Annotated in this window: 15 protein-coding genes and 1 pseudogene; 7 read left to right on the plus strand and 9 right to left on the minus strand. The window is 70.2% G+C overall.

Translation table 11 applies throughout. The features are described 5' to 3' along the window. Positions 1-154: 154 nt before the first annotated feature. The 7 genes from ACWD3C_RS02605 to ACWD3C_RS02635 form a co-directional block, all read right to left on the minus strand. Entirely contained in the window at positions 155-1,147 is a 993-nt protein-coding gene (locus ACWD3C_RS02605) for a LacI family DNA-binding transcriptional regulator (protein ID WP_451139266.1), read from the minus strand. 322 nt (positions 1,148-1,469) lie between these two features. After that, a complete protein-coding gene (locus ACWD3C_RS02610; protein ID WP_451139268.1) occupies positions 1,470-3,077 on the minus strand; it encodes a glycoside hydrolase family 43 protein in 1,608 nt (535 codons plus the stop codon). A gap of 22 nt (positions 3,078-3,099) precedes the next feature. Beyond that, positions 3,100-4,005 (minus strand): carbohydrate ABC transporter permease, encoded by a 906-nt coding sequence (locus ACWD3C_RS02615; RefSeq protein ID WP_451139608.1) that lies wholly within the window; start codon positions 4,003-4,005, stop codon positions 3,100-3,102. A gap of 92 nt (positions 4,006-4,097) precedes the next feature. Next, a complete protein-coding gene (locus ACWD3C_RS02620; RefSeq protein ID WP_451139270.1) occupies positions 4,098-4,982 on the minus strand; it encodes a carbohydrate ABC transporter permease in 885 nt (294 codons plus the stop codon). Positions 4,983-4,992: 10 nt separating this feature from the next. Further along, the gene (locus ACWD3C_RS02625; RefSeq protein WP_451139272.1) at positions 4,993-6,333 is read right to left on the minus strand and encodes an ABC transporter substrate-binding protein; all 1,341 of its coding nucleotides are present in this window, start codon (positions 6,331-6,333) and stop codon (positions 4,993-4,995) included. A gap of 510 nt (positions 6,334-6,843) precedes the next feature. Further along, complete coding sequence (locus tag ACWD3C_RS02630; protein ID WP_451139274.1) at positions 6,844-7,944, minus strand: LacI family DNA-binding transcriptional regulator; 1,101 nt, start codon at positions 7,942-7,944, stop codon at positions 6,844-6,846. 367 nt (positions 7,945-8,311) lie between these two features. Beyond that, on the minus strand, positions 8,312-9,325 hold the full coding sequence (locus ACWD3C_RS02635; protein ID WP_451139276.1) for a hydroxyacid dehydrogenase: 1,014 nt from the start codon (positions 9,323-9,325) through the stop codon (positions 8,312-8,314). Between the two features lie 424 nt (positions 9,326-9,749). On the opposite strand from ACWD3C_RS02635, the gene ACWD3C_RS02640 reads away from it, so the two are divergent. The 4 genes from ACWD3C_RS02640 to ACWD3C_RS02655 all read left to right on the plus strand — a co-directional run bounded on the left by ACWD3C_RS02640 (position 9,750) and on the right by ACWD3C_RS02655 (position 18,024). Beyond that, the gene (locus ACWD3C_RS02640) at positions 9,750-11,531 is read left to right on the plus strand and encodes a putative Ig domain-containing protein (RefSeq protein WP_451139278.1); all 1,782 of its coding nucleotides are present in this window, start codon (positions 9,750-9,752) and stop codon (positions 11,529-11,531) included. A 14-nt stretch (positions 11,532-11,545) separates the two neighbouring features. Then, complete coding sequence (locus ACWD3C_RS02645) at positions 11,546-14,875, plus strand: alginate lyase family protein (RefSeq protein ID WP_451139280.1); 3,330 nt, start codon at positions 11,546-11,548, stop codon at positions 14,873-14,875. 194 nt (positions 14,876-15,069) lie between these two features. Continuing rightward, positions 15,070-16,326, plus strand: coding sequence for an alginate lyase family protein (locus ACWD3C_RS02650; RefSeq protein ID WP_451139282.1), 1,257 nt, complete (start codon positions 15,070-15,072; stop codon positions 16,324-16,326). Between the two features lie 93 nt (positions 16,327-16,419). Beyond that, positions 16,420-18,024 (plus strand): carboxylesterase/lipase family protein, encoded by a 1,605-nt coding sequence (locus ACWD3C_RS02655; protein WP_451139284.1) that lies wholly within the window; start codon positions 16,420-16,422, stop codon positions 18,022-18,024. A gap of 301 nt (positions 18,025-18,325) precedes the next feature. Here the strand turns inward: ACWD3C_RS02655 and mmuM are convergent, their stop codons facing one another. Beyond that, a complete protein-coding gene (gene mmuM, locus ACWD3C_RS02660) occupies positions 18,326-19,243 on the minus strand; it encodes a homocysteine S-methyltransferase (protein WP_451139286.1) in 918 nt (305 codons plus the stop codon). A 93-nt stretch (positions 19,244-19,336) separates the two neighbouring features. On the opposite strand from mmuM, the pseudogene ACWD3C_RS02665 reads away from it, so the two are divergent. Then, positions 19,337-19,720: pseudogene (locus ACWD3C_RS02665) on the plus strand (amino acid permease); the annotation flags it as partial. 47 nt (positions 19,721-19,767) lie between these two features. On the opposite strand, the gene ACWD3C_RS02670 reads toward ACWD3C_RS02665, so the two are convergent. Further along, positions 19,768-21,891 carry an autotransporter gene (locus ACWD3C_RS02670; RefSeq protein WP_451139288.1) on the minus strand — a complete coding sequence of 708 codons (2,124 nt, stop codon included), beginning with the start codon at positions 21,889-21,891 and terminating at the stop codon, positions 19,768-19,770. A 246-nt stretch (positions 21,892-22,137) separates the two neighbouring features. On the opposite strand from ACWD3C_RS02670, the gene ACWD3C_RS02675 reads away from it, so the two are divergent. Both ACWD3C_RS02675 and ACWD3C_RS02680 read left to right on the plus strand, forming a co-directional pair. Next, complete coding sequence (locus tag ACWD3C_RS02675; protein ID WP_451139290.1) at positions 22,138-23,235, plus strand: glycoside hydrolase family 43 protein; 1,098 nt, start codon at positions 22,138-22,140, stop codon at positions 23,233-23,235. Position 23,236: 1 nt separating this feature from the next. After that, positions 23,237-24,649: a family 43 glycosylhydrolase gene (locus tag ACWD3C_RS02680; protein ID WP_451139292.1), complete on the plus strand. Its 1,413-nt coding sequence runs from the start codon at positions 23,237-23,239 to the stop codon at positions 24,647-24,649. The last annotated feature ends 591 nt before the right edge of the window (positions 24,650-25,240 follow it).

Genomic DNA, 25,240 nt, shown 5'->3' on the forward strand with positions numbered 1-25,240 from the left:
GCAACAGGACCCGGGGAAGAGCGTGTGATGCGAGTTCGCGGGTCGGTGATGGACACGCCGAGGGCCGCCCCGGTCCGGAGTCGGCTGGGGTGGGCGCCTGTTGGTGGCGGCCCCAACGGTCGCCTGGAACCGTTGGGGAGCGCGACGAGGCCGGTCAGCGGTGGGGCGGTGCCGTGCTCGACCGTTCCACCAGGCGGGTCGACAGTTCCGTACGTGTGCCCTCCGGTTGGTCGCCCGCCATCATCCGTACCAGCAGGCGGAGCGCGGTCGCGGCCATCTCGGAGAGGGGCTGGCGGACCGTGGTCAGGGCCGGGGTGGCCCAGCGGGCCTCGGGGAGGTCGTCGAAGCCGACGACGCTGATGTCGTGCGGCACGCTCAACTCCCGTTCAGCCAGGGCCTCGTACACCCCGAGGGCCATCGGGTCCGAGCAGACGAAGACGGCGGTCGGCGGCTGGGGCAGGTCGAGGAGTTCGAGCATGCGGCGGCGGGCCATGGTCTCGTTGAAGTTGCCGTAGCGGACGTACTCGGGCTGGTACTTGAGGCCGGCGGAGGTGAGGGCCGAGCGGTAGCCCGCGATCCGGGCGCTGCTGCACATCTTGCGCCGGTAACCGCCGATGCAGGCGATGCGTTCGTGGCCCAGGGCGAGCAGGTGCTCGGTGGCGGTGACGCCGCCCTGCCAGTTGGCCGCGCCGACCGACACCACGCCCGGCGGCGGTTCGAGGACCGGGTCGATCAGGACGAACGGGATGCGGTGCTGGTCGAGCCAGGCGTACTGGGACGGGGTCAGCTCGGCCAGGTTGAACAGCACTCCGGAGGAGCCGCGGGTGGTGAGCTTGTCCAGCCAGCCGCGTTCCGGGCGCCCGCCCCGGGTCCGGGTCAGGCCGGCCGAGACGACCACCTCCAGGCCCGCGTCGTGCGCCGCCTCCTCCACGCCGTGCAGCACCGCGCCCGACCAGGAGGTGTCGAGGGAGTGCACGACCAGGTCCACCAGGCCCGGCGTCTTCGCGGCGTCGAAGCGGGGTCGGCGCACATAGCCGAGCCGCTCCAGCGCCTCGGTCACCCGCTTCCGGGTCTCCGGGGCCACGTCCTCCCGCCCGTTGACCACCTTCGACGCGGTCGGCACGGACACCCCGGCCTCACGCGCCACCACCGCCAGGGTCGGCCCGGTCGACGCGCCGCCGCCTCCGGTCCGTGCAGCCGCGCCTCCCGTGCGAGTCGCACCTCCCGCACGGACCGGACTTGCCGTGGGAACCGCGCTCGCGCTCGCGGAACGGACCATCGAAGACCACCCCTCCGGCCCGCCCGAGGGCCATCGAAAGTCGGACCAACGCCGTGCTCCGCCAGTCGGGGCCGACGGAGATAGAAAGCGCTTCCTATACCCTAGATGTGCCACAAGGCGAGGAGAAGACACCGGCGATCGCAGGATCGCCCGGACCTGAACTTTCGCAACGCCGAACAGCGCGGAACGCTCACCGTGGCGTGCACGTCAGCCGGAAGCCGCGGAAGTCGGCGGTGAAGGAGGCGTCGACCAGGTCCCGCGCGTGAATACCGGCCATCGCACCCGTGAAGCGCAGCTTGGACCCGTAGTCGTCGGAGAGCTTGCTGAAGTCCAGCGGCGGGCCGACCGGCATACGCACCCCGTCCCGGAGGTGCCAGAACCGCGCCTCGGCACCGTCGACCGTCACGCCCAGCGTCAGCGGCCCGCCCGCGTCGACCTCGACGGCGGCCGCCTGCCGGGTGCCGCCCTCCTCGCGCTCCACGAGGCTGAGCACCGTACGCCCACCGCCCTGCCACTGCTGTCCGTGCTGCCCCTCGCCCTCGGGCTCCGCCCAGGTCAGGTCGAGGCTCAGATACGCCTCGGCGCTGTACCAGAGCACCAGCCCGGCGGCCTCGGTGAAGGTGCGCGGCCGCGCCTCGACGGTGACCTCGGCCTCCGCGCGGTGCTCGGTGACGCGCTGGGCCAGCAGACTGTGCGCCCACCACGACTCGGGACCGTGCCGCCCGCGCAGCCGGATCCAGCCGGGACGCGCGGCCGTGTCGGCCCAGGACGGGTCGGCGGGACCCCGCAGAGTGCTCCACGGCCAGCCCAACGGCTCATCCGGACCGGTCCGTCGGAGCCCGTCCGGACGCGTCGGTACGTCGCCCTCGCCCTTGACCTCAACCTCGACCGCCGGATGCCAGCCGCCCTGCCGCAGGCGGGGCCAGCCCTCCTCGTCCCAGGTCAGCGCCTGGATCGCGGTCTCCCGGCCGAGCGGGCAGCGCGGTCCGTCGGGCGTCTGGAGCGGACGGGCCGTGAGGTGGCTCAAGACCCACTCGCCGCCCGGCGTCTCGACCAGCTCCGCGTGCCCGGCCTTCTGCAACGGCACCGACGGATCGTCCCGCGTCGTCAGCAAGGGCCGGCTGTCGAGCTCGTACGGCCCGGTGACGGCGCGGCCGCGGGCCACCAGCACCCCGTGCTCGAACCCCGTACCGCCCTCCGCGAGCACGAGGTAGTACCAGCCGTCGCGCTTGACCAGCTTCGGCCCCTCGATGAGCCGTTCATGCTGGAGCAGAAGGTGCGTGTCACCGACGGGACGGAGGGTGTCGCGGTCCAGCTCCGTCAGGACGATCCCGGCGAAACGCTGCCCGCCGGGCCGGTGGTCGCTCTGCATGTTGAGTAGCCACAGCCGGCCTTCCTCATGGAACAGCGCGGGGTCGAAGCCGTGGCTGGAGACGCGGCGCGGCGGCGACCACGGGCCGCTCACCTCCGTGGCCGTGGAGACGTACGTGTCCAGGTCGAAGTACGGGGTGCCGACCGAGCGTACGACGGTGTAGATCATCCAGAACCGTTCGCCGTCCCAGCTCAGTGACGGTGCCCAGATGCCGCCCGAGTCGGGGACCCCCGCCAGTGAGTCCCCGGGGACCGCGCCGCGCACATGGCCCGCGTACTCCCAGTGGGACAGGTCCCGGGACCGGTGGACCGGAATGGTCGGGAACCACTCGAACGAACTGGTCGCCACGTAGTACCAGTCGCCGGCCCGGACCAGCGACGGGTCCGGGGCGAAGCCGCGGATGACGGGGTTGTGCAGCACGGTCACGTCAAGGCTCCCGGAACGACGGTCACTTGAGGGCTCCCAGGGTCACGCCCGAGCGCCAGTAGCGGCGCATCGCGACCATCATGATCGCCATCGGGATGATGGACAGCAGCGCGCCGGTCAGGACGAGGCTGGTCACGTCGATACCCGACTCCAGCCGTTTGCCGGACCAGTTGTACAGACCCAGGTTGAGCGTCCAGTTCTCCTCGCCGCGCAGCACGGTCAGGGGGAGGAAGAACGCGTTCCAGGTGTTGACGAAGGCGAGCAGGAAGACGGTGGCGCCGCCCGTGGTCATCATCCGCAGCACGATGCTGAAGAAGATCCGCAGCTCACCGGCGCCGTCGATACGGGCCGCCTCAAGCAGCTCGAACGGGATCGTCGCCTCCGTGTACACCTTGGCCAGGTACACGCTGAACGGGTTGATCAGACAGGGGATCAGCATCGCCCAGGGGGTGTCGACCAGGCCGATCGCCGAGAACAGCAGGTACAGCGGCAGGGTGAGCAGCGCGATCGGGATGAGGAAGGAACCGACCACGGACGCGAACACCAGCCCCCGCCCGGGGAAGTCGAACCGGGCAAGCCCGTAACCCGTGGCGAGGGCGATGAGCGTGCCGCCGAGGGAGCCGACACCGGCGTACAGGAACGAGTTGGCGGTCCAGCGCAGGAAGATGCCGTCGTCGTACGTGAACACCTGGGTCAGGTTGTCCCAGAGGTGGAAGTCGGAGAACCACAGCCCGTTGCTCTGGTACAGCCCGACGCGGTCCTTGGTCGCGGCGATGATCAGCCAGTACACCGGAAACAGGCTGTACGCGCTGGCCAGGGCCAGGCCGACGAGGAGGAAGCGCTGGCCGCCCCGGGAGCGCGCGGCCGGGTCCGGGCGGGTGATCCGCCGCACGGAGCCCCCGCGGGGCGGCTCGCCGCCGTTTTCCATAGGACTTTCCTTGCCGCTGTCCTTGCCGCTGTCCGTGCCGTTTCCCGTGCCGTTTCCTGTGCCGTTTTCCTTACGGTTTTCCGTCAGCGCCATCAGTCCGCCTCCCGCGAGGTCAGCCGGTAGAAGAGGAAGGACGCGACGCCGAGGATCAGGGCGAGTAGCACCGAGAGGGCGGCGGCGTAGTTGTAGTTGGCGGCGTTGAACGCCTGGTTGTAGATGACCATGATCGGGGTGAAGCTGTCGCTGACCGTCTCGGGGGTCACGTTCCGGAACAGCGCGGGCTCGTTGAAGATCTGCAGCATCTGGATGATCGACAGCAGAGCGGTGAGGACGAGCGCGCCGCGCACGAACGGGATCTTGATGCTCAGCGCGATCCGCAGCTCCGAGGCGCCGTCGAGCCGCGCGGCCTCGAACAGCTCGCGGGGTACGCCCTGGAGCGCCGCGTAGATGATCACCATGTTGTAGCCGATGCCGTGCCAGGTCAGCAGGTTGCCGATGGCCGGCCACACCATGGAGGGCGCGAAGAAGTTCCAGTCGAACCCGAACAACTGGCCGATCGGAGTCAGCGGGCCCACCTCGGGGCTGTACAGGTTCACCCACACGATGGCCGCGACCACCCCGGGGATCATGTACGGGACCAGCAGCAGAATCCGGAACCGGCCGGCCACCTTCGAGGTGACCGAGTCCAGGAAGAGCGCCAGCACCAGGCTGACGATCAGCATGAACGGGATCTGGACACAGGCGAACAGCACCACCCGCAGGATGGAGCCCATGAACGCCGAGTCGGTCAGGCCCTGCTGGTAGTTCTCCAGCCCGACGAACTCCGTGGTCGCGCCGCCGAGCCCGAGCCCGGAGTGCTTCTGCAGGAACAGCGACTGGTGGACCGCGTAGCCGATCGGAAGCAGATAGAGGAAGACGAAGCCGAGCTGGAAGGGCACCGTGAACGCGGCACCCTTCCAGCGCTGGGAGCGAATCATCGAGTGTGCCTCAGCCCTTGACGCTGATGCCGCGCTGCTGCAGGTCCCGGACCGTCCACTCCTGCATGTGGGCGAGCAGGTCGGTCACCTTCTGCTCCTTGCTGACGACCTTGGCCCACTCGTCCTGCATCTCCGTGAACATCGCGGTCCAGTTCGGGCCGAAGGTCCAGTCGTCGGTGATGGTGTTCATGCTGTCCGTGACGACCGTCTGGGCCGGCTCGTAGTTCTTGCCGAGCAGCTTCTCGGGGATCGCCTCGGCGACGTACGCGCTGGTGTCGGCCACCGCGGGCATCAGACCGCTGCCGGTCTCCGGGCTCGCCATGGTCTTGACCGCACCGGCGTCGGTGGACATCCACAGCGCCGCCTCGGCGGCCTGCTCCTTGTTCCCGCACTGCTCGGTCACCAGGGTCAGCCCACCGCTCTGGTTGGTCCCGGCCGGCGTCTTGGGCTCCTCGCCCTTGTACGTGGGCCACGGGGCCAGCGCCCACTGGCCGAAGGACTCGGTGAAGTTCTGCACCATGCCGGACATCTGCCAGGTGGAGATGTGCCGGGTCGCGGTGCCGCCCTCGTCGTAGTTGCGCTGCACGGCCGCGTAGTCCGCGAAGGAGAGCTTGGAGTTCAGGTCGTTGTCGATGATCTCCTGGATCACCTCCGCCGCCTTGAGGCTGCCCTCGTCCTCGAAGTTCACCACCCAGGAGTCGCCGTCGATGCTGTACCAGTGCGCCCCGGCCTGCATGGCGAGCACCTCCAGCGTGCTCGGGTCCTCACCGGCGTAGTTGGTGATCTTGATGTCGTGCTTCTTCAGCTCCTTGCCCGCGGCGATGAAGTCGTCCCAGGTCTCGGGCGCGTCCAGCCCGTACTTCTTGAAGAGGTCGGTGCGGTAGATGGTGAAGGCGGGCGCCGAGCTGGTGGGGACGCCGTAGACCTTGCCCTGGACCTGGCCGACGGCCCACGAGCCGGGGTTGAACTTGTCCTTGCTGGACTCGACGTACTCGGTGATGTCGGCGAGGGCGCCCTGCGAGACCCAGCTCGTCACGTACTCGCCGGTGTTCTGCAGCAGGCACGGCGCGTTGTTCGCCTTGACGGCGTTGGTCAGCTGCTTCTGCATGGTCAGCTGGTCGGTGACCTTGGTGTACTTGAGCTTGACGTCCTCATGGGCGGCGTTGAACGCCTTGACGACGGCCTCATGGCCGTTGGCCCAGCCCCAGAAGTCGAGGGTGACCGGGCCGGAGGACTCCGAGGACGTGTCGTCCCCGGACTCGGATCCGCCACAGGCGGAGAGCAGACCAGTGAGCGCGAGGCCCGCAATGGCGGTGCGGGTGAACCTTCTCCGGGAGCTGGTGGAGTTCATCTGACCGTGATCCTTCGAAAATCAGGCGTTCTCAGAACGAGGACGGCGGCTCTGTGCTGGCCAGGAACGGCGGCCGGAATCTGTCGGCTCGCGGTTGCGGGGAACCGGCCCAGCGGAAGCTGTAGTAAGCGGTTGCTGGGAACGTAGGTGACCGGTTTCCTCGTGGCAAGAGGTGTGCGGAAATTTGTTACGGCTGTGTGTTCTAAGAGGCTGGCCTGCGCGTGCTGGTCTTGATCGCACGGCATGACGCATTTATGCAGGTCACAGGCAGTACGGCGAGTTCTGGGAGCGGGGCGCCGAGGAGTGGACGCGTCCCTCGACGGCTGGGAAAAAACTCCGGAAAACGTTTACGAAAAGATCGCTACGCGTAAGCCCTGCGCGGTGCCTACAGTCGCCCGCGTCGCCACCCGAGACGCGACCCGAGACGCCACCCGCGTCGCCATCCGTGCGACCACCCATGCGACGGCCCGCGCGACCATGTGCGCAGCCAACCGTGCTCTCATCGACTCGTCACTCCCGCCGTCCTCCGCGCGGCGGAGGCGGCAGCACGGAGCGCCGGACGACCACATGGGTGCCCAGCACCAGATGCTCCCCGTCGCCGCCGCTCTTGCGCCGCCCCCCGGCCTCGTGCCGGTCGGCCACGGCGCGCAGGGCGGCGCGCCCCATCTCCTCGTACGGCACGTGCACGGTGGTCAGCCGGGGGGTGAGCTGGGAGGCCAGCGGAATGTCGTCGTAGCCGACGATCGACACGTCCTCGGGCACGCGCAGCCCGCCCGCGCGCAGGGCCTGCATGGCCCCCGCGGCGACCACGTCGGTCCCGGCGAGCACCGCGGTGAAGTCCGCCTGCTCCCGCAGCCCCGTCTCGACGGCCTCGTACCCGTGCCCGTAGTCGTACGGGCCGTGGCGCACCATGCCCGGATCGAAGGGCACGCCGTACGCCTCGAAGGCCCGCCGGGCGCCCCTCAGCCGGCTCTGCGCCGTCGTGAGTTCGGCGTGGCCCGGCAGGATCAGGATCTTGCGGTGACCGGCCGACAGCAGATGGCTGGCCATCGCGTAGGCGCCGGACTCGTTGTCGTAGTCGACCGTCGTCGCCGGTACGTCGCCCTGCAGGGGCGGTCTGCCGACCAGGACCAGGTGGGAGCCTGCCGCGTCGAGGGAGCGGGCGAAGCGGGCCATGCGCAGCTGGTACTCGTCGTAGTCGTACGCCCCGCCGAGCAGGATCACCGCCGCGACGCCCTGCTGGCGCATGAGGTTCACCAGCGTGAGTTCCCGCTCGGGGTCGTCGCCGGTGGTGCCGACCAGCGACAGCCAGCCGCGCAGCGTGGCGGCGCTCTCGACCCCCTTCGCCACGTGGGCGAAGGCGGCACCCGTGATGTTGTTGATGAGGATGGCCACCGTCGGCGTGCCGCCGCCGGCCAGGGAGCGGGCGTGGGCGTTGGTGACGTAGTCCAGGTCCTGGACGACCTTCATCACCCGGCGGCGCAGCTCGTCCGAGACCGGGTAGTTGCCGGACAGGACACGTGACACGCTCGCCACGGAGACGCCGGCGCGTTCCGCCACGTCGCGGATGGTCGCCCGTCCCGCGTCACTGGGCGTCTTGCGCTGACTCACCCTCGCGGCTCCTTCATCGTTGTGGCCCGATCGCCGTGGAGGCCGGGTTCCCGCCCCCCAACGGTGCCGAAACCGTATCCCATGGTTACTCCGGCCAGACCGGCCCGCGACCAACGAACGATGCGGGCCGTGCAACAGCACGTCTCGCAACGCGTCGGCCGCGAGAGAGCCGTAGGGGCGCGCCGGTGTCGAGAGCCCGAGCGCGCGCAGGCCCGACGAAGGAGGGCTGAGCACGGTCGGGCTCTCGACACCGGCTGTGGCGCCCCGGAGGCGAACGAGCCAAAAAAGGTGCGCGCGGGTTGCCTCATGGCCAAACGGCCCACCAAAGCAGGTTGCCCCACAGCCAAACGCCCCACCAAACGCCCCCTCACGCAACCCGATCCAAATCCGAATGCCGCACCTCATGCACCAACGGCACCCCCGCGACCACCCGCTCCAGCTCCTCGACCACAATCTCCCCGAGCCGCTCCAGCTCGTTCCCCAGTGACCCCGCGATGTGCGGCGTGAGAAAGACGTTGGGCAGCCGGTACAACGGAGAGGCGGCCGGCAGCGGCTCGGGTTCGGTGACGTCCAGGATCGCGCTCAGCCGGCCGGAGACCAGCTCGTCGGTGAGGGCGTCGGGGTCGACCAGCGCGCCCCGCGAGGTGTTGATCAGCACGCCGCCGTCCCTGATGAGCGCGAGCCGGCCCCGGTCGAGCATGCGCTGCGTCTCTGGGATGTCCGGGGCGTGCAGGCTCACGATGTCGCTGAGGCTCAGCAGGTCCTCCAGGGACACCAGCCCGGCGCCCAGCGTCAGGGCTTCGACGGTGTCCACGTAGGGGTCGTGGAGCAGGACCTCGAAGTCGTACGGCCGCAGCAGTTCGAGGAGCCGGCGGCCCACGCGCGAGGCCCCGATGACGCCGATCCGGCGGCCGACGTTGCCGATGGCCGTGGTCTCGGCGGAGGACGGGTAGGTGTGCGTGGCGCGGTAGCGCTCGCGGTAGGTGAAGGTGTCCTTCCCGGCCAGCAGGATCATGGCGAGCGTGTACTCCGCGACCGGCAGCGCGTTGCCGGTGACCGCGCTGGAGACGGTGACTCCCTGCTTCCACAGAGCCTCGCCGACCAGTGAGCGGACGGAGCCCGCCGCGTGCAGCACCGTGCGCAGTCCGGGTGCCGCGGCCAGGGTGTGCGCGTCGAGGTGGGGGCAGCCCCAGCCGGTGATCAGCACCTCGGCGTGGGCCAGTGCTGGGGCGGCGGCCGGGTCGGCGAAGTCCTGTACGACGAATGAGGGGTCGAGCTCGGCCGTCCGCCGCAGGCGCGCCATGAGGGGCTCGGGGAAGAGCAGGGGGAGGTGCACCGGATCCATGGCGAACACGGCCCTGGGCAGGGGGGCGCTGTGCATGACTCTCCTGGGAGGCGTGGGGAAACATTTTCTGAAAGCGCCTTCTACCGTAGGTCCCGGCCGGAGCGAGGGTCAATCACTGTGCGGTCGACCGTGGCCGCGTGCCTGCCCGTCGACGCACCGGACCCTCCACTCGCCGGACCTACTCCATGCCCTCCCTCCCCCGCTGCCCGACACTCGGGCTCCGCGACGCCCAGCTTGGACAAGAGGCCAGGTCAACGCACCTTTGGCAGCCGCCACAGACCGGGCCGTCAGGCCCACCGGACGTGTCGTGCGTGTTGCGCGAAGTTTTCGAAAGTCGACCAAGACCCTTGACGCACATTCCATACCGGAACAAGCTCTGCCCACTCGCCTGTAGCAAACGGTTCCTACCTGTTTACCGCACCCGGGACCCCGCTGACTTGCCGACTTAAGGACCTTCCTTATGAATGACACCCAGGGCACCGGCCTGACCCGCCGCACTCTCATCCAGGCCGCGGGCGCCACCGCCGCCGCGTACTCCCTGATCGGCGCGGCGGCCGGCACCGCGAGCGCGGAGGACAGGCCGGAGGCCGCCGACCGGCTGGTGGTGTACCCCCTCCCGACCGGAGTGCCGCTCAACTCCAGCTTCAAGGTCAAGGCCCGCAAGCCCGGCGGCGAGTGGCAGGACGTCCCCGTTCTCCGCGCCACCACCAAGACCATCAACGAGAAGACGGGGTCCGGCATCGTCCGGAGCTCCTCGGTCGCCAGCCTCGACTTCACCGGCACCGTCGAGGTCCAGGTCACCTCCTCCAAGGGCACCATCGGCTCGGCGCGCATCCGCCCGCTGTCGTACGACATCGCGCACGACGTCGACGGCGACACCATCCGCTTCAGCCTCACCGAGCCGCGCAACCTCTCCATCGAGATCGACGGCGACCTCTACGACAACCTTCAGCTGCACGCCAACCCGATCGAGAAGACCCGGCCCGAGGAGAGCGACCCCGACGTCATCTACTTCGGCCCCGGCATCCACACCGCCCCGGGCGGCGTGGTGAAGGTGCCCAGCGGCAAGACGGTGTACCTGGCCGGCGGTGCGGTCCTCAAGGCCCGGGTGGAATTCACCAACGTCGAGAACGCCCGGCTGCTCGGCCGCGGCATCATCCATGACTCCGACGCCGCGACCCGGGTGTCGTTCTCCAGGAACATCGAGATCGACGGCATCCTCGTCCTCAACCCGCGCACCGGCTACACCTGCACCATCGGCCAGTCGAAGCAGGTCACCGTCCGCAACGTGCACTCCTACAGCAGTGGCCAGTGGGGCGACGGCATCGACGTGTTCTGCAGTGAGGACGTGTTGATCGAGGGCGTCTTCATGCGCAACAGCGACGACTGCATCGCCATCTACGCCCACCGCTGGGACTGGTACGGCGACACCCGCAACGTCACCGTCCGCAACTCCACCCTGTGGGCCGACGTCGCGCACCCGGTGAACATGGGCACCCACGGCAACCCGGAGAAGCCCGAGACCATCGAGAACATCGTCTTCAGCAACATCGACGTCCTCCAGCACCGCGAGCCGCAGGTCCTCTACCAGGGCTGCTTCGCCCTGAACCCCGGCGACAGCAACCTCATCCGCAACGTGCGCATCCAGGACGTCCGGGTCGAGGACTTCACCTGGGGCCAGCTGATCAACATGCGGGTCATGGCCAACCGCTACAACGCCTCGCCCGGCCGGGGCATCGAGGACGTGTACGTGCGGAACCTGACGTACGACGGCACGCACGCCAACATGGCGATTGTGGTCGGTTACGACGACGACCGCCCCATCAAGAACCTCACCTTCCAGAACCTGGCGATCAACGGCCTGGTCATCTCCGACAACATGAAGGAGAAGCCCCGCTGGTTCCTGACCCAGGACCAGGTGCCGATGTTCGTCAACGAGCACGTGAAGGACCTCCGCTTCCTGGACGCCGCCACGGCCGCGTCGACCACCGCCCCCGAGATCACCAGCGCGGGCGCGGCCACGGCCACCGCGCGCCAGGTCTTCAACCACCTCGTCACCGCGACCGCGCTGCCGACGTCGTTCGACGCCGACGGGCTGCCCCCGGGCCTCAAGGTCGACAAGAGCACGGGCCAGATCTCCGGAACCCCGCGGGTCCCCGGCACCTACACGGTCACCGTCTCGGCCACGAACACCGTGGGTACGGCGACCAAGTCCCTCAAGATCACCGTGCAGCACCCGTAAGCCAGGAGTAGCCCGTGCATTCCCTCAACAGACGGACGTTCCTCGGCGCGGCCGGTCTCGCGACCGCGGCCGGAGCCGGACTGCTGTCCGCCTTCGCCACGCCCGCGTGGGCCCAGGCCACCGACAAGGCGTTCGCCTTCGCCCACCCCGGCCTCCTCCACTCCCGCGAGGACCTGGACCGGATGAAGTCCGCCGTGGCGGACGCCCGCGAGCCGATCGCCTCCGGCTTCGCCGCGCTGGCCGCAGACTTCCGCTCCCAGCACACCTACGGCATCCGCAACACCGGACAGATCGACACCTGGGGCCGTGGCCCCACCGACTGGACCCGCCAGGCCGCCGACGACGCGGCCGCCGCGTACCACAACGCCCTCATGTGGGCGGTCACCGGCGACGTACGCCACGCCGACAAGGCCCGCGACATCCTGGACGTCTGGGCCGCCTCCCTCACCGGCATCACCGGCGCCGACGGGCAACTCGGGGCCGGAATCCAGGGCTTCAAGCTCGTCAACGCCGCCGAGATCCTCCGGCACAGCGGCTACGACGGCTGGTCCGAGGAGTCGATACGGCGCTGCGAGCGCTCCTTCACCGACGTCTGGTACCCGTCCCTGTCCGGCTACTGCCTCTACGCCAACGGCAACTGGGACCTCGGCGCACTGCGCACGATCCTCGCCATCGCCGTGTTCTGCGACAACCGGGTGATGTTCGAGGACGCGCTGCGCTTCGCGGTGGCCGGCGCCGGCAACGGCTCGGTCCTGCACCGCGTCGTCACCGCCGCCGGGCAGGGCCAGGAGTCCGGCCGCGACCAGGCCCACGAGCAGCTCGCCCTCGGCCTCCTCTCGGACGCGGCGGAGGTCGCCTGGCAGCAGGGCGTCGACCTGTACGGCTTCGCGGACGACCGCATCCTCGCCAACTTCGAGTACTTCGCCCGCTACAACCTCGGCGACGACTCCGTACCGTTCACGCCCGATCTCGACCGCACGGGCAAGTACATCAAGACGTCCGTCAACGACCGGCAGCGCGGACGGTTCCGGCCGTTGTGGGAGATGGCGTACGCGCACTACGCGGGCCGCCTCGGCAAGCCCGCCCCCTACACCGAGAAGGCCGTGTTCCGGGGCACGGACGGAGCACGCGTGGTGGAGGGCTACCAGGAGGACCACCCCGGCTACGGCACACTCACCTACGCGGGGACGGCGACCGCCTCACCCGCCGCGCCGACGGCTCCCGCCGGGATCACCTCGGTCGGCGACAAGCACGCGGTCACCGTGTCCTGGCTGCCCTCCGCGTGGGCGACCGGCTACACGGTCCGGCGCGCCACCGGCCCCGAGGGGCCGTACGAGAAGCTGGCGTCCGGGATCGAGGCGGTGCGGTTCACCGACCACGACGTCCGCCCCGGCCGCACGTACTACTACACGGTCACCGCCACCAACTCCCGTGGCACCAGCGCGGCTTCCCCCTGGACCGCGGCCACCGCCGGTCTCCCCGGGCCCTGGTCGACCCGGGACCTGGGGAAGGTGAAGATCCCCGGCTCCGCCGCCTTCGACGGCGAACGCTTCGTGCTGGAGGCGAGCGGTACCGCGGACACCTACCGGCTGGCGCACCTGCCGCTGTACGGAAACGGCACGGTCACCGCGCGGATCGTGTTCCCGCTCAGCTCCCAGTACTCAAAGATCGGGGTCACCGTCCGCGACTCCCTCGACCCGGACGCCGCGCACGCCTCGATGCTGATCCAGGGGCTGCCGCTGCACACGTGGAGCGGCGTGTGGAGCGTCCGCCCCTCGGACGGGGCACCCGTCTCCGGCACCGGCAGCACGCCCGTGCCGCCCTCCCAGCAGCAGGCGATCACCAGCTCGGCCGCGTTCCCGATCTCCGACCTGGGCGCGCTGCCGGAGTCGGCGACCCCGCTTCTGGCGCCCTACGTCGAGGGCGCGGGCGACGGCTACCGGCTGCGGGCGCCGTACTGGGTGCGCGTGGAGCGCAAGGGCCGGCGCTGCACCGGCTCCATCTCCCCGGACGGCATCCACTGGACCGAAGTCGGCTCCACCGAGGTCGAGCTGGGGCGCGCCACCCACGCGGGCCTGGTCCTCACCTCCTGCCTGGGCGTCGACGAGGAGTACGCCGAGACCGGCACCGGCGCCTTCGACAACGTCTGCGTGACCTCGTCGGCCACCGGCGAGGTCTGGAGCACGCCGCGCCCCGCGCACACGGCCACCGACCTGCGGGCGGCCACCGGCGCCGACGCCGTCGAGCTCAGCTGGACCGACCCGGACCTCTCGGCGACGTACACGGTGCTGCGGGCCACGGACGCGGCGGGCCCGTACACGGCGCTCGCGAACGGCATCGCCCCGGTCGGCTTCGGCACCCGCATCCGGTACACGGACGCCACCGGCACACCCGGCACGACGTACCACTACTCCGTCGTCAAGACCAACTGCGACGGCCGCGGCCCGCGTTCGGCGCCGGCCCACGCCGAGATGCCGACCCCGTCGAAGCCGGAGTTCACCTCCCGGGACACCGCGTTCGCGAACCGGGGCGTCGAGTTCGGCCATCTGCTGCTGGCCTCGCACGACCCCGTACGGTTCACCGCGCGCGGACTGCCCGACGGCCTGCGCCTCGACCCGCGCACCGGTCTGGTCTCCGGAACGCCCACCGGGAAGGGAGAGTTCACCGTCACGACCACCGCGGCCAACGCGGCGGGCACGGCGACCTCCACCCTCACCCTCACCGTCGACACCCCGCCGCCCGCCCCCTGGACGTACGGCGACCTCGGCGACGTGGTCGTCGACGAGCGCGAACTCGGCACCTACGGCGTGGCCTACGTCGCCACCCCCGGCAGCACCGCATACCAGGACGGGACCTTCGTCGTGCGCGGCGCCGGGACCGACCTGACCATCAACAACCAGGGAATGACGGGCCAGTTCGTACGGCGCCCCGTCACCGGCGACTGCGAGGTCACCGCCCGGCTGGTCTCCCGTACCGGAACCACCGGCGACCGGGTGGGCCTGCTGATGGCCAAGTCCCTGTCGCCGTTCGACCAGGCCGCCGGAACGATCGTCACCGGCGGGACCACCGCACAGCTCATGCTGCGCACCACCGTGGCCGGACGGTCGACCTTCACCGGCAACGGACCGGCCACCCTGCCCGGTCTGCTGCGGCTGAGGCGCACCGGCACCACCTTCACCGCGGCCCTGTCCACCGATGACGGCGCCACCTGGACCACCCTCGCCTCCGGCGAGGTCCCCGGATTCGGTGACGCCCCCTACTACGTGGGCCTCGTGGTCTGCTCCCGCAGCCCGCTGACCCGCTGCACCACCGAGTTCGACGAGGTGAGCATCACGCCCCTCTAGGGGGTGTTTCGACAGTCCCGCACAGCACCCACGGCGCCCGGCACGCACTCTCGCCGCACCAGCCGAAAGCCCAAGTACGTCCAGTACGAGGGCTTTCGTCCGGCGCGCCGAGAGCACGCACCGGACACCGCGGGCACCGCACAGGACTGTCGAAACACCCCCTAGATCCCCCCACGGATTGGAGATGCACAGCGATGAGCCGCACTTCCCCCCACCAGCACCTCCACACGCCCGAACGCACGCCCGAGTCGAGCCGCCGCGGTCTGCTCAGGACCGCCGGCGGACTCACCGCCGCGCTCGCCATCGGCGCCACAGCCGGCGCCACGGCGAGCGCGGCGCCGGCCGCCTTCACCCACCCCGGCATGCTGCACAACGCCGGTGACATCAACCGGGCCAGGGTCAGGGTCGCCGCGGGCGACGACCCGTGGCGTGCCGGCTGGCAACGCCTGACCGACAACTCCCACTCGCGGTCCACCTGGACCCCGAACCCGCAGGAAACCATCGTCCGGGGAGGTGACGGCCAGAACTACGGCATCCTCTACAACGACATCGCCGCCGCCTACCAGAACGCGTTGCGCTGGCACGTGGGCGGCACCCGCGACAACGCCGACTGCGCCGTGCGGATCCTCAACGCCTGGTCGGCGAGGCTCACCACCGTCACCGGAAACGCCGACCGGTTCCTCGCCGCGGGGATCTACGGCTGGCAGTTCGCCAACGCGGCCGAACTCATGCGCGGATACGCGGGCTTCGACCTCGGCCGGTTCCAGAACATGATGCGCAACGTCTTCTACGCGCTCAACAACCAGTTCCTCACCCAGCACAACGGCGCCTGCATCACCAACTACTGGGCGAACTGGGACCTGTGCAACATCGCGTCCGTCCTGGCCATCGGCATTCTGTGCGACGACGGCGCCAAGTACGACCAGGCCGTCAACTACTTCAAGAACGGCGCGGGCAACGGCGCCATCCGCAACGCCGTGCCGTTCCTGCACCCGAACGTCGAGGGTCACGACCTCGGCCAGTGGCAGGAGTCCGGCCGCGACCAGGGCCACACCGTCATGGGCATGGGCCAGATGGGCGCGATCTGCGAGATGGCCTGGAACCAGGGCGACGACCTGTACGGCTGGGACGGCAACCGGTTCATGAAGGCCGCTCAGTACGTCGCCAAGTACAACCTCAATGAGACCGTGCCGTTCACGCGGTACACCTGGGGCACCGGCGTCAACTGCGACTACAGGGAACACACGGCGATCTCCGACATCGCGCGCAGCCAGCCCCGCCCGGTGTGGGCCATGCTCGACTCCCACTACCGGCGGCGTCGCAACCATTCCGTCCCGTACCTGCAGCGCATCGCCCGGGCGAACTACGCGGAGGGAGGTGGCGGCGACTACGGCCCCAACAGCGGCGGCTACGACCAGCTGGGCTTCGGCACACTGATGTACGCCAAATAGCCGCCACACCCGCTCGTGCACCGGAATATCGGGCCACAATGAGTTGCTCTGATCTTCGCGGTGCACGAGCGCGGTGAGGAGGCTGGTGGACGGATGACAGCAGTCCGGGCAGACCCCGTGGTGAGCACGCCGTACGGTGCTGTACGGGGCCGGTACGACCACGGCGTCGCCGTGTTCCGGGGCGTCCCCTACGCGGCGCCCCCCTTCGGCCCCCGCCGGTTCCGGCCGCCCGTGCCGCCCGAGCCCTGGGACGGGGTGCGGGACGCGGGCGCGTTCGGGCCGACACCGCCGAAGCCGCCGTACTCGGAGGCGTTCGCCCGGCTCCTCTCCGACCCCGTGGTCCCCGGCGACGACTGCCTGAACCTGAATGTGTGGACGCCGGAGCCGGGCCGCGGGGCCCGGCTCCCGGTGCTGGTGTGGATCCACGGCGGGGCGCTGACCCGCGGTTCCTCGGCCGTGCCGGTCTACGACGGCCGGGCCTTCGCCCGCGACGGCGTCGTCCTCGTCTCGATCAACTACCGGCTGGGCGTCGAGGGCTACGGCCTCTTCCCGGACGCCCCGCCCAACCCCGGCCTGCGCGACCAGCTGGCCGCGCTGGAGTGGGTGCGGGACGCGATCGCCGGGTTCGGCGGCGACCCGGACCGGGTGACCGTCTTCGGCGAGTCCGCCGGCGCCATCAGTATCGGCGCGCTGCTGGCCAGTCCACGGGCCCAGGGCCTGTTCCGGCGGGCGGTCCTGCAGAGCGGGCTGCCCGAGGCGTCCGACCGCGACAAGGTACGGCGTATGGTGCGCCGGATGGCCGCCCGGCTGAAGGTCCCGGCGACCGCCGAGGCCTTCGCCGCCGTCGACCGCACGGCCCTCGCCGAGGCTCAGGCCGAGACGGGAAGGCTCAGCAGCCCCGTGCTCGGCGGGCCCGCCTTCGGCATCGTCACCGACGGCGACCTCGTACCGCGCGACCCGCTGGAGGCCCTGGTCGAGGGTGGCGCCGCCCATGACGTCGACCTGATCATGGGCTGGACCAGTGAGGAGTACCGGCTCTGGCTCGTCCCGGGCGGCCTCCTCGAACGCGTCGACCGCCTCGGCGCGGTCGCCCTCGCCGGGGCCCGCGCCCGCTGCCACTGCGGGCCCGCCGTCCCCCGCGGCTACCGCGAACTCCACCCGGACGCCGGCACCGCCGAGATCGTCGGCCAGATGGTCACCGACCACCTCCTGCGTCTCCCGCTCCACCGCCTGGCCAACTCCCGTATCTCCCGTAGCGGACAAGCCCGTTCGTACGTCTACGAGTTCGCCTGGCCGTCCCACGTGCCCGGCCTCGGCGCCTGTCACGCCCTGGAGCTCGGCTTCGTCTTCGACACCGCCGACGTACCCGAGTCGGCGAAACTCGCGGGCGAGGGCGCCCCGCAGGAGCTCGCCGACGCGATGCACGCGGCGTGGGTGCGGTTCGCGGTCGACGGCGACCCGGGCTGGCCGGCCTGGGACGCCACGCACCCGGTCCGGATCTTCGGCTCGGGGGAGCCGCACACTGTCCTCGGACCGCGCGACCGCGAGTTCGCGCTCTGGGAGGCGGACGTGGGGCAGCCGCCCTCCGACGTGAAGGCCGTCTCCGGGGGCTCCGCACGCACAGAGTTCGCACGGGGTAAGGTCCCGTTGTCAGTCGTACGGCGTTTCCGCCGCGTCGGTGGCCTTCGGCGGCCCTGACTGTTGCCCCGGCTCTCGGACCGGGGCTCGGGCCGCCTCCTCCGCCGCGAACCTCGGCCGCTCGGCCACTCCGAACCGGGCTGTCGCCGAGGTCCGGGTCCGGGTCCGGGTCCGCCGGCCGCCGCGTACACCAGTCGGCGCCCACCCGGATGTCGCCCCGGGCGTCGATGCCACGAAAGCCCTTGAGATGACGAGGACTTGAGCCCGCGTCGGCGCCCCGGTGTCCGGGGCATCAGGGAGTCCATCACCGGCCGCCGGTGAAGTGCCCCTTGATGCCCCTTGAGCCCGTGCTTCGCAGGAGCTACGCGGAACTCAGGGCCTTCTCGATCGCCGAGATCGCGCCCGGCCCCACCCGGCAGCACCCCCCGATCAGCCGGGCCCCGGCCCGCTCCCAGCCGGTGACCTGCTCGGTGGTGAACGTGGAACTGCCGGTCCACGCCCGGGCTTCGGCGTCCCACGCCTCCCCGCTGTTCGGGTACACCACGACCGGCTTGCCCGCCACGCGGACCGCGGTCGCAATGGCGCCGTCGACGTCCTCGGGGGCGCAGCAGTTCACGCCGACCGCGATGATCTCGTCGGCGTCGGCGGCCAGGGCGAAGGCATCCTCCAGGGGCTGGCCCGCGCGGGTGCGGTCGCCGGAGACCGTGTACGACAGCCAGGCCGGGACCCCGAGGCCGCGGACCGCGCGGAGCAGGGCCTCGGCCTCGTCCGCGTCGGGGACGGTCTCCAGGGCGAGGACGTCCGGCTCGGCCGCGGCGAGGACCTCCAGGCGGGGCCGGTGGAAGCGCTCCAGCTCGGCGACGCGTCGCCCGTACCGCCCCCGGTACTCGGAGCCGTCCGCGAGCATCGCCCCGTACGGCCCGACGGACGCGGCCACCCACAGAGGCTTCTGGGTCCGGGCGCGGCGCGCGGCCTCCCGGGCCAGCTCCACGCTCAGGCCGAGCAGCTCGGCGGCCCGCTCACGGCTGATCCCGCGCTTGGCGAACCCGTCGAAGGTGGCCTGGTAGCTGGAGGTGATCGCCACGTTCGCGCCCGCCTCGAAGTAGGCGAGGTGGGCCGCCGTGATCGCCTCGGGCCGCTCGGCGAGCAGCCGCGCCGACCACAGCTCGTCGCTCAGGTCGTGCCCGGCCGATTCGAGCTGGTTGGACATACCGCCGTCGAGGACGAGCGCCCCGGCGGCGAGGGCCTCGGCGAGCCCGGGAGAGGTGTCGCTGGTCATGTCACGACGCTAATCGAAGCGGCGGCCGAACCCTGCACATGTCCACCACATGAACAGATCGCCCACCATGTGGGACGCCGCGTCAGTCGTGCTGTCCGTCGAGGCGGTGCTGCCGGCGCTGCTGTTCGGGAAGCCGACACGCTGCTCATCGGCCTCAACCACACGGCGGGCCCGGACACCACCTTCCGCGTCCTCGTCCTCATCACCACGTTCACCGGCTGCGTCCCCTACCTGCTCTCGGCCGCCGCCCAGCTGTACTGGCCGGCCCGCGGCACCCGCGAGCAGGTCCGCCCCCTCGGCCTGGTCCGCGACCTGACGGTCTCCGCCCTGTCCTTCGCCTTCTCCTTCTGGCTGATCGCGGGCGCCGGTTACGCAGCCGTCTGCCAGGGCGTGCCGTTCTTGTTCGCGGGTAGCCCCGTGTACGTGTGGCTGCGTGGACGCCGGGAGACCACGGAGGAGGCGTCAGAGGCCGCCGCGCAGCCCTCGTGCGGATTCCCGTACGGACCAGGAGGAAGCGCAGGCGCTCACCGCCGTGCCCGGCGCCGGCCTCGCCCCCGGCCTCGCCTCGCCAGCGGGAACAGGAGTCCGGGCAGGAGGGCCAGCAGCAGGGCGTACGGCCACCAGCCGAGCCCGTCGCTGCCCGAGGCGCTCGTGTTCTGCGTGCCGGTCTCGTCGGCAGCGGAGCCATTGGCGCCCGGAGTGCCCGGCTCCGTGGCCGCCTTGGCCTTCGGGGACGGGCTCGCCTTGGCGGCGGCCTTCTTCAGTACGACGTCGTTGCCGTCGCCCCCGCGATAGCTGATCCGGTACGTCTTGCCGGCGAGCTTCACCTTGGCGCCCTCGCGCAGACCGCTGAACGTGCCGCTGGTCCTGGCCCGGCCCGTGTGATCGAGGAGGGTGATCGCACGGGCCGGGCTGCCTGCTACGGCCGAGAGGTCGACGTCCCCGGCGAGACGGACCGCCCCGGCCACCTTCAACGGCTTGCCGCGCAGCACCAGTTTGCCCTTGGCGCTCTGCCGGTAGTCGCCGGTCACGGTGAGCGGGCCGGAGACCTTGCCCTCGTTCGTCACCGAGCCCTTCACCGTGCCCTTGCCGGACAGGGTGGTCGTCACCCGCAGTCCCGCCGTACCCACGTCCAGGCGGGCGCCCTTCGACGTGAGCCGGATCGCCCTGCTCCGCGAGAGAGTCGCCCCGTCGGCCAGGGCCAGCGTGCCTCGCGTGACCGTCGTCCTGCCGGTGTACGTCACCGCGCTGCCCGTCAGCGTCGTCTTCGCGGCGCCCGACTGGGTGAGGGAGCCGCTTCCGCTGATTCGGGACAGCGCGACGGGAGTTGCCGTATTCCGGACGACCAGCGACCCGTCGTTGACGACCTTGTAGAGGTCGCCCTTGGTGTAGAGCCCGCCGTCGCCGCCCGACCTGCCGCTGCCGAGCCGCAGGACGGCGCCCTTCTCGATGGTCGTCGAGCCGTTGTAGTACTGGATGGCGGCGAAGGTGACGTCGTTGCCCTTCCTCCCCTTGATGACGATGTCCCCGGCGCCGGGCGAGGACAGCGTGTCGTGGAAGACGCCGCCGCCGATGGGGGCGCCCAGGGTGACCGGGCCGTTGTAGTCGAACGTGAGCTTCGAACGCTCGCGGGCCGCCAGCAGGTTGATGTAGACGGTCTCGGCGGTGCCCGGCATGAAGATCTTGTTGGTGGTGCCGTCGCCCCACTGGACGTTGGCGCCCTTGATGTTGGTGCCGCGCTTGTTGATGTTCTTGTGCGCGGGCGTCCAGTTCAGCGCGGGGTCGCTGAGTGAGGGGTTGGTGTCGCCGCCCTGGTTCGACCAGCTGTACTGGCCGGTGAGCACGACCTTGCTGCCGGGCCGGGACTGGACGTTGATGTCGCTGCCGTACTCGCGCTGGTAGAAGTCCATCCTCACGGTGACCGTCTGGCCGAGCGGCGTGTCCACGGTCCACGTGCCCTGGTTGAGGACCTTGCGGACGTTCGGCAGCGAGGTCGCGAACTCCGGCCGCCCTCCGTTCACCTGCGTACCGTTGTCGATCACCCCGGAGAAGGGGTGCGTGCCCGACAGGTCCCAGGTGCCCCAGAGGAACCTCGGCTGGGTGACGAGCCCGGAGCCGCTGATGGTGCCCAGGTTGTAGGCGCTCTTCAGGGACAGCCGCAGGGTGCCGTCGACGCGGATGTTGTCCTGGTTGAGCCGGAACGCCGGGGTGTTGTACGGGAAGTGGCCGATCAGCCCGGCCGTACCGCCGTCGCCGTACTGGAGGGTGGCTCCCTTCTCCACGGTGATGGCCGGCGGGTCCGGGTTGCTGACGGTGACGTACGGGTGGTTGCCGCCGGGGATGCTCACCTTCTGCCGCTGCCGGGACTTGGGCAGGGTGAAGTCGCTGTCCTTCGTCAGGATCAGCGTTCCGCTGCCGCGCACCGTGAGTGTGCCCTCGCCGCGGAACACGCCGTCGTACGTCGTCGTCCCGGACGGCACGGTGACGACCGTGTCCCCGGTGAGTGTGATGTCCCGGTCCGCGAGTACGTCGGCGGTGACGTCCCGGGCCCCTGCGGGCGCGGCCGTCGCGACCGGCGCCGTACCGATGAGGACGAGGGCCACCAGGGCGCCGACACCCGCTGCTGTCTTCTCCGTGTTGCTGCGCACGTCAGGGGAGACGTGCCGGACTCCTGAGTAATAACAGAAATCTGCGGGCGGGTTTGTTCGTCCGATCCCGCCTGATCCCGCTTGATCCCATCCGATCCCGTCCGAATCCCGCCCGACCCGTTGACCTCGCCGTAACACGCCCTTACCTTTTCGGCGTTCGGAATGACTGATCTTGTGCGAAATGTCGAACGTTTCTGTTTTCTTTTGTGTTTCCTGTGTCCCCCCACCACACGAGAGGCAGTCCGCATGAGCCGCGAAACGAGCCGCGAGGACGACCCGTCCGAACTCACCCCCAGACGACTGCTGCTGAAGGGCGCCCTGGCCGCAGGAGCCCTGTCGGCCGTGCCGGCCGTGGCGCACGCCGCGAGTTCGGCGGCGGGCCCGGGCGCTGCCGCCCCCTATGTCAACCCCCTGGTCCTCAACCGCGCCGACCCCCACATCCACCGCCACACCGACCGCCGTTACTACTTCACGGCCACGTCACCCGAGTACGACCGGATCATCCTGCGTCGCTCCCGCACCCTGCGCGGACTCGCGAGCGCCGAAGAGTCCGTCATCTGGCGCAAGCACGCCACCGGAGTCATGGGCGCGCACATCTGGGCGCCGGAGATCCACCACATCGACGGCAAGTGGTACATCTACTTCGCCTCCGCGCCCGCCGAGGACATCTGGGCGATCCGCATGTGGGTCCTGGAGAACGCCCACCCCGACCCCTTCAAGGGCACGTGGGTCGAGCGGGGGCAGCTGAAGACCGCCTGGGAGACCTTCTCCCTCGACGCCACCACCTTCACCCACTGCGGCACCCGCTACCTCGCCTGGGCGCAGCACGAGCCCGGCATGGACAACAACACGGCGGTGTGGCTGTCGAAGATGGCCGACCCGCTCACTCTGACGGGACCTCAGGTCCGGCTCACCACACCGGAGTACGACTGGGAGACCATCGGCTTCAAGGTCAACGAAGGACCGGCGGTCATCAAGCGCAACGGCCGGCTCTTCATGTCGTACTCGGCCAGCGCGACCGACCACAACTACTGCCTCGGCCTGCTCACCGTGGACGCCGACGCCGACCTGATGAACCCCGCGAACTGGTCCAAGTCGCCCACGCCCGTCTTCACCAGCAACGACACGACCAGGCAGTACGGCCCCGGCCACAACAGCTTCACCGTCGCCGAGGACGGCCGCACCGACGTCCTCGTCTACCACGCCCGCCAGTACAAGGAGATCACCGGCGACCCGCTGAACGACCCCAACCGCCACACCCGCGTCCAGCGCCTCGGCTGGAAGCCCGACGGCACCCCCGACTTCGGCATCCCCGTGGCCGACACGCTCAAGGAGAGAGACTGAGATGAGACGTGCGTACGCCACCCTCCTCGCCCTCTGTCTGGCCCTGGCCGCGGCCCTCGTGACCGCGGGACCGGCGCAGGCGGCGCCCCAGACCGTCGTCACCGGTACACAGTTCACCGACACGAGCGGCAACCCCGTGCACGCGCACGGCGGCGGGGTCATCAAGGTCGGCAGCCACTACTACTGGTTCGGCGAGAACCGCAACGCCGACAACACCTTCCGCTACGTCTCCGCCTACCGCTCCACCGACCTGAAGAACTGGGAGTTCCGGCGCCACGTCCTGACCCAGTCCACCCACTCCGAACTCGCCGTCGCCAACATCGAGCGGCCCAAGGTCATGTACAACGCGGCCACCGGCAAGTTCGTGATGTGGATGCACAAGGAGAACGGCGTCAACTACAGCGAGGCCCGCGCCGCCGTCGCCGTCTCCGACACCGTCGACGGCGACTACACCTGGCAGGGCAGCTTCCGCCCGCTCGGCCAGCACATGTCCCGCGACATCACGGTCTTCGTCGACACCGACGGCACCGGCTACATGGTCTCCGCGGCCCGCGAGAACTACGACCTGCACATCTACCGGCTGACCAACGACTACACCGGCATCGCCGCCCTGGTCGCCGACCCCTGGCACGGCGGCCACCGCGAGGCCCCGGCGCTGTTCAAGCGCAACGGGGTCTACTTCATGCTCACTTCGGGAGCGACCGGCTGGAACCCCAACCAGCAGCAGTACGCCACCGCCACCAGCCTCTCCGGTCCCTGGACCGCCATGAGGAACATCGGCGACTCGACGACGTACGGCTCGCAGACGGCGTACGTCCTTCCCGTGCAGGGGAGTTCGGGCACCTCGTACCTCTACATGGGCGACCGCTGGGGCAACTCCTTCGGCGGGCTGGTGAACGACTCCCGCTATGTGTGGCTGCCGCTGACCTTCCCGTCCTCGACCACGATGTCCATGTCCTGGTCCCCGGAGGTCACCATCGACACGGCCACCGGATCGGTCGGCGGCACGAGTGCCACGTACAACACGCTGACCGCCCGGCACTCCTCCCGGTGCGCCGACGTGACCAGCCGGTCGCTGTGGCAGGGCGCCCAGATCAAGCAGTACGACTGCAACGGCGGCAGCAACCAGAGGTACTGGTTCAAGTCCGTCGGCAGTGGCTACTTCCAGCTGATGGCCCGGAACAGCGCGCTGTGCGTGCGGGAGAACGCCACCGACGTCACGCAGGAGAACTGCGACGCCTCGGCGACGAGCCAGCAGTGGTCGGTCACCACCGCCGGCTCCTTCGTCACCATCAGGTCCCGCGCGAGCGGTGAGTGCCTGGACGTGAATGGCGCGTCCACCGCCAACTCCGCCGCGATCATCACGTACACGTGCAACGGAGGAACGAACCAGCAGTGGACGCGTGGGACGTGATGCTCCGTCAGCTCACGTCAGCAGGTCGATCGCGTCGATCGCGGTGCCCGCACTGAGGAAGCCGGAGATCCCCGACCCGCTCACCACGTCGATCCTGAGCACGTTGTACTGACTTGTGTCCGTCCTCCAGGCGGACGCCGGGACGTTGTAGGTAGTGCGTTTTCCCGGGGGCTGCATTCGATGTGCGGCTACCGCCGCGCGGCCCCCCAGCAGAAAAGCAGGTCGGCCAGTGTGACCGGCGCGGACATCGCGAGGCAAGCCTGGGTGAACCTGTGGTTGTCGCCCCGGGTGGACGATGGCGTCCCGCCGGGTGGTGCAGCCGATCAACGGGCCGGAACTGGCAGGTCACGCCGGGCGCTTCGACCGGCTGGGGCCCTCCCGGCAGCTGACCGGGCGCTTTCGCGTGACGCGCAGACGGGGAGATCGTCGCGAGCCGGGTACCGGAGGGCGGAGCGCATGATCGCTTGCACCACCTCGCGGGACGCGACCGGGTGGACCCGTGTGGCCCTGTACCCCCGTGGCAAACCGGCAGCAATGAGCGGCCCTGATCCCTCACCGTGAGGGATCAGGGCCGTCTGGCGTCGCAGCGTG

The organism is Streptomyces sp. NPDC002845, assembly GCF_053591955.1.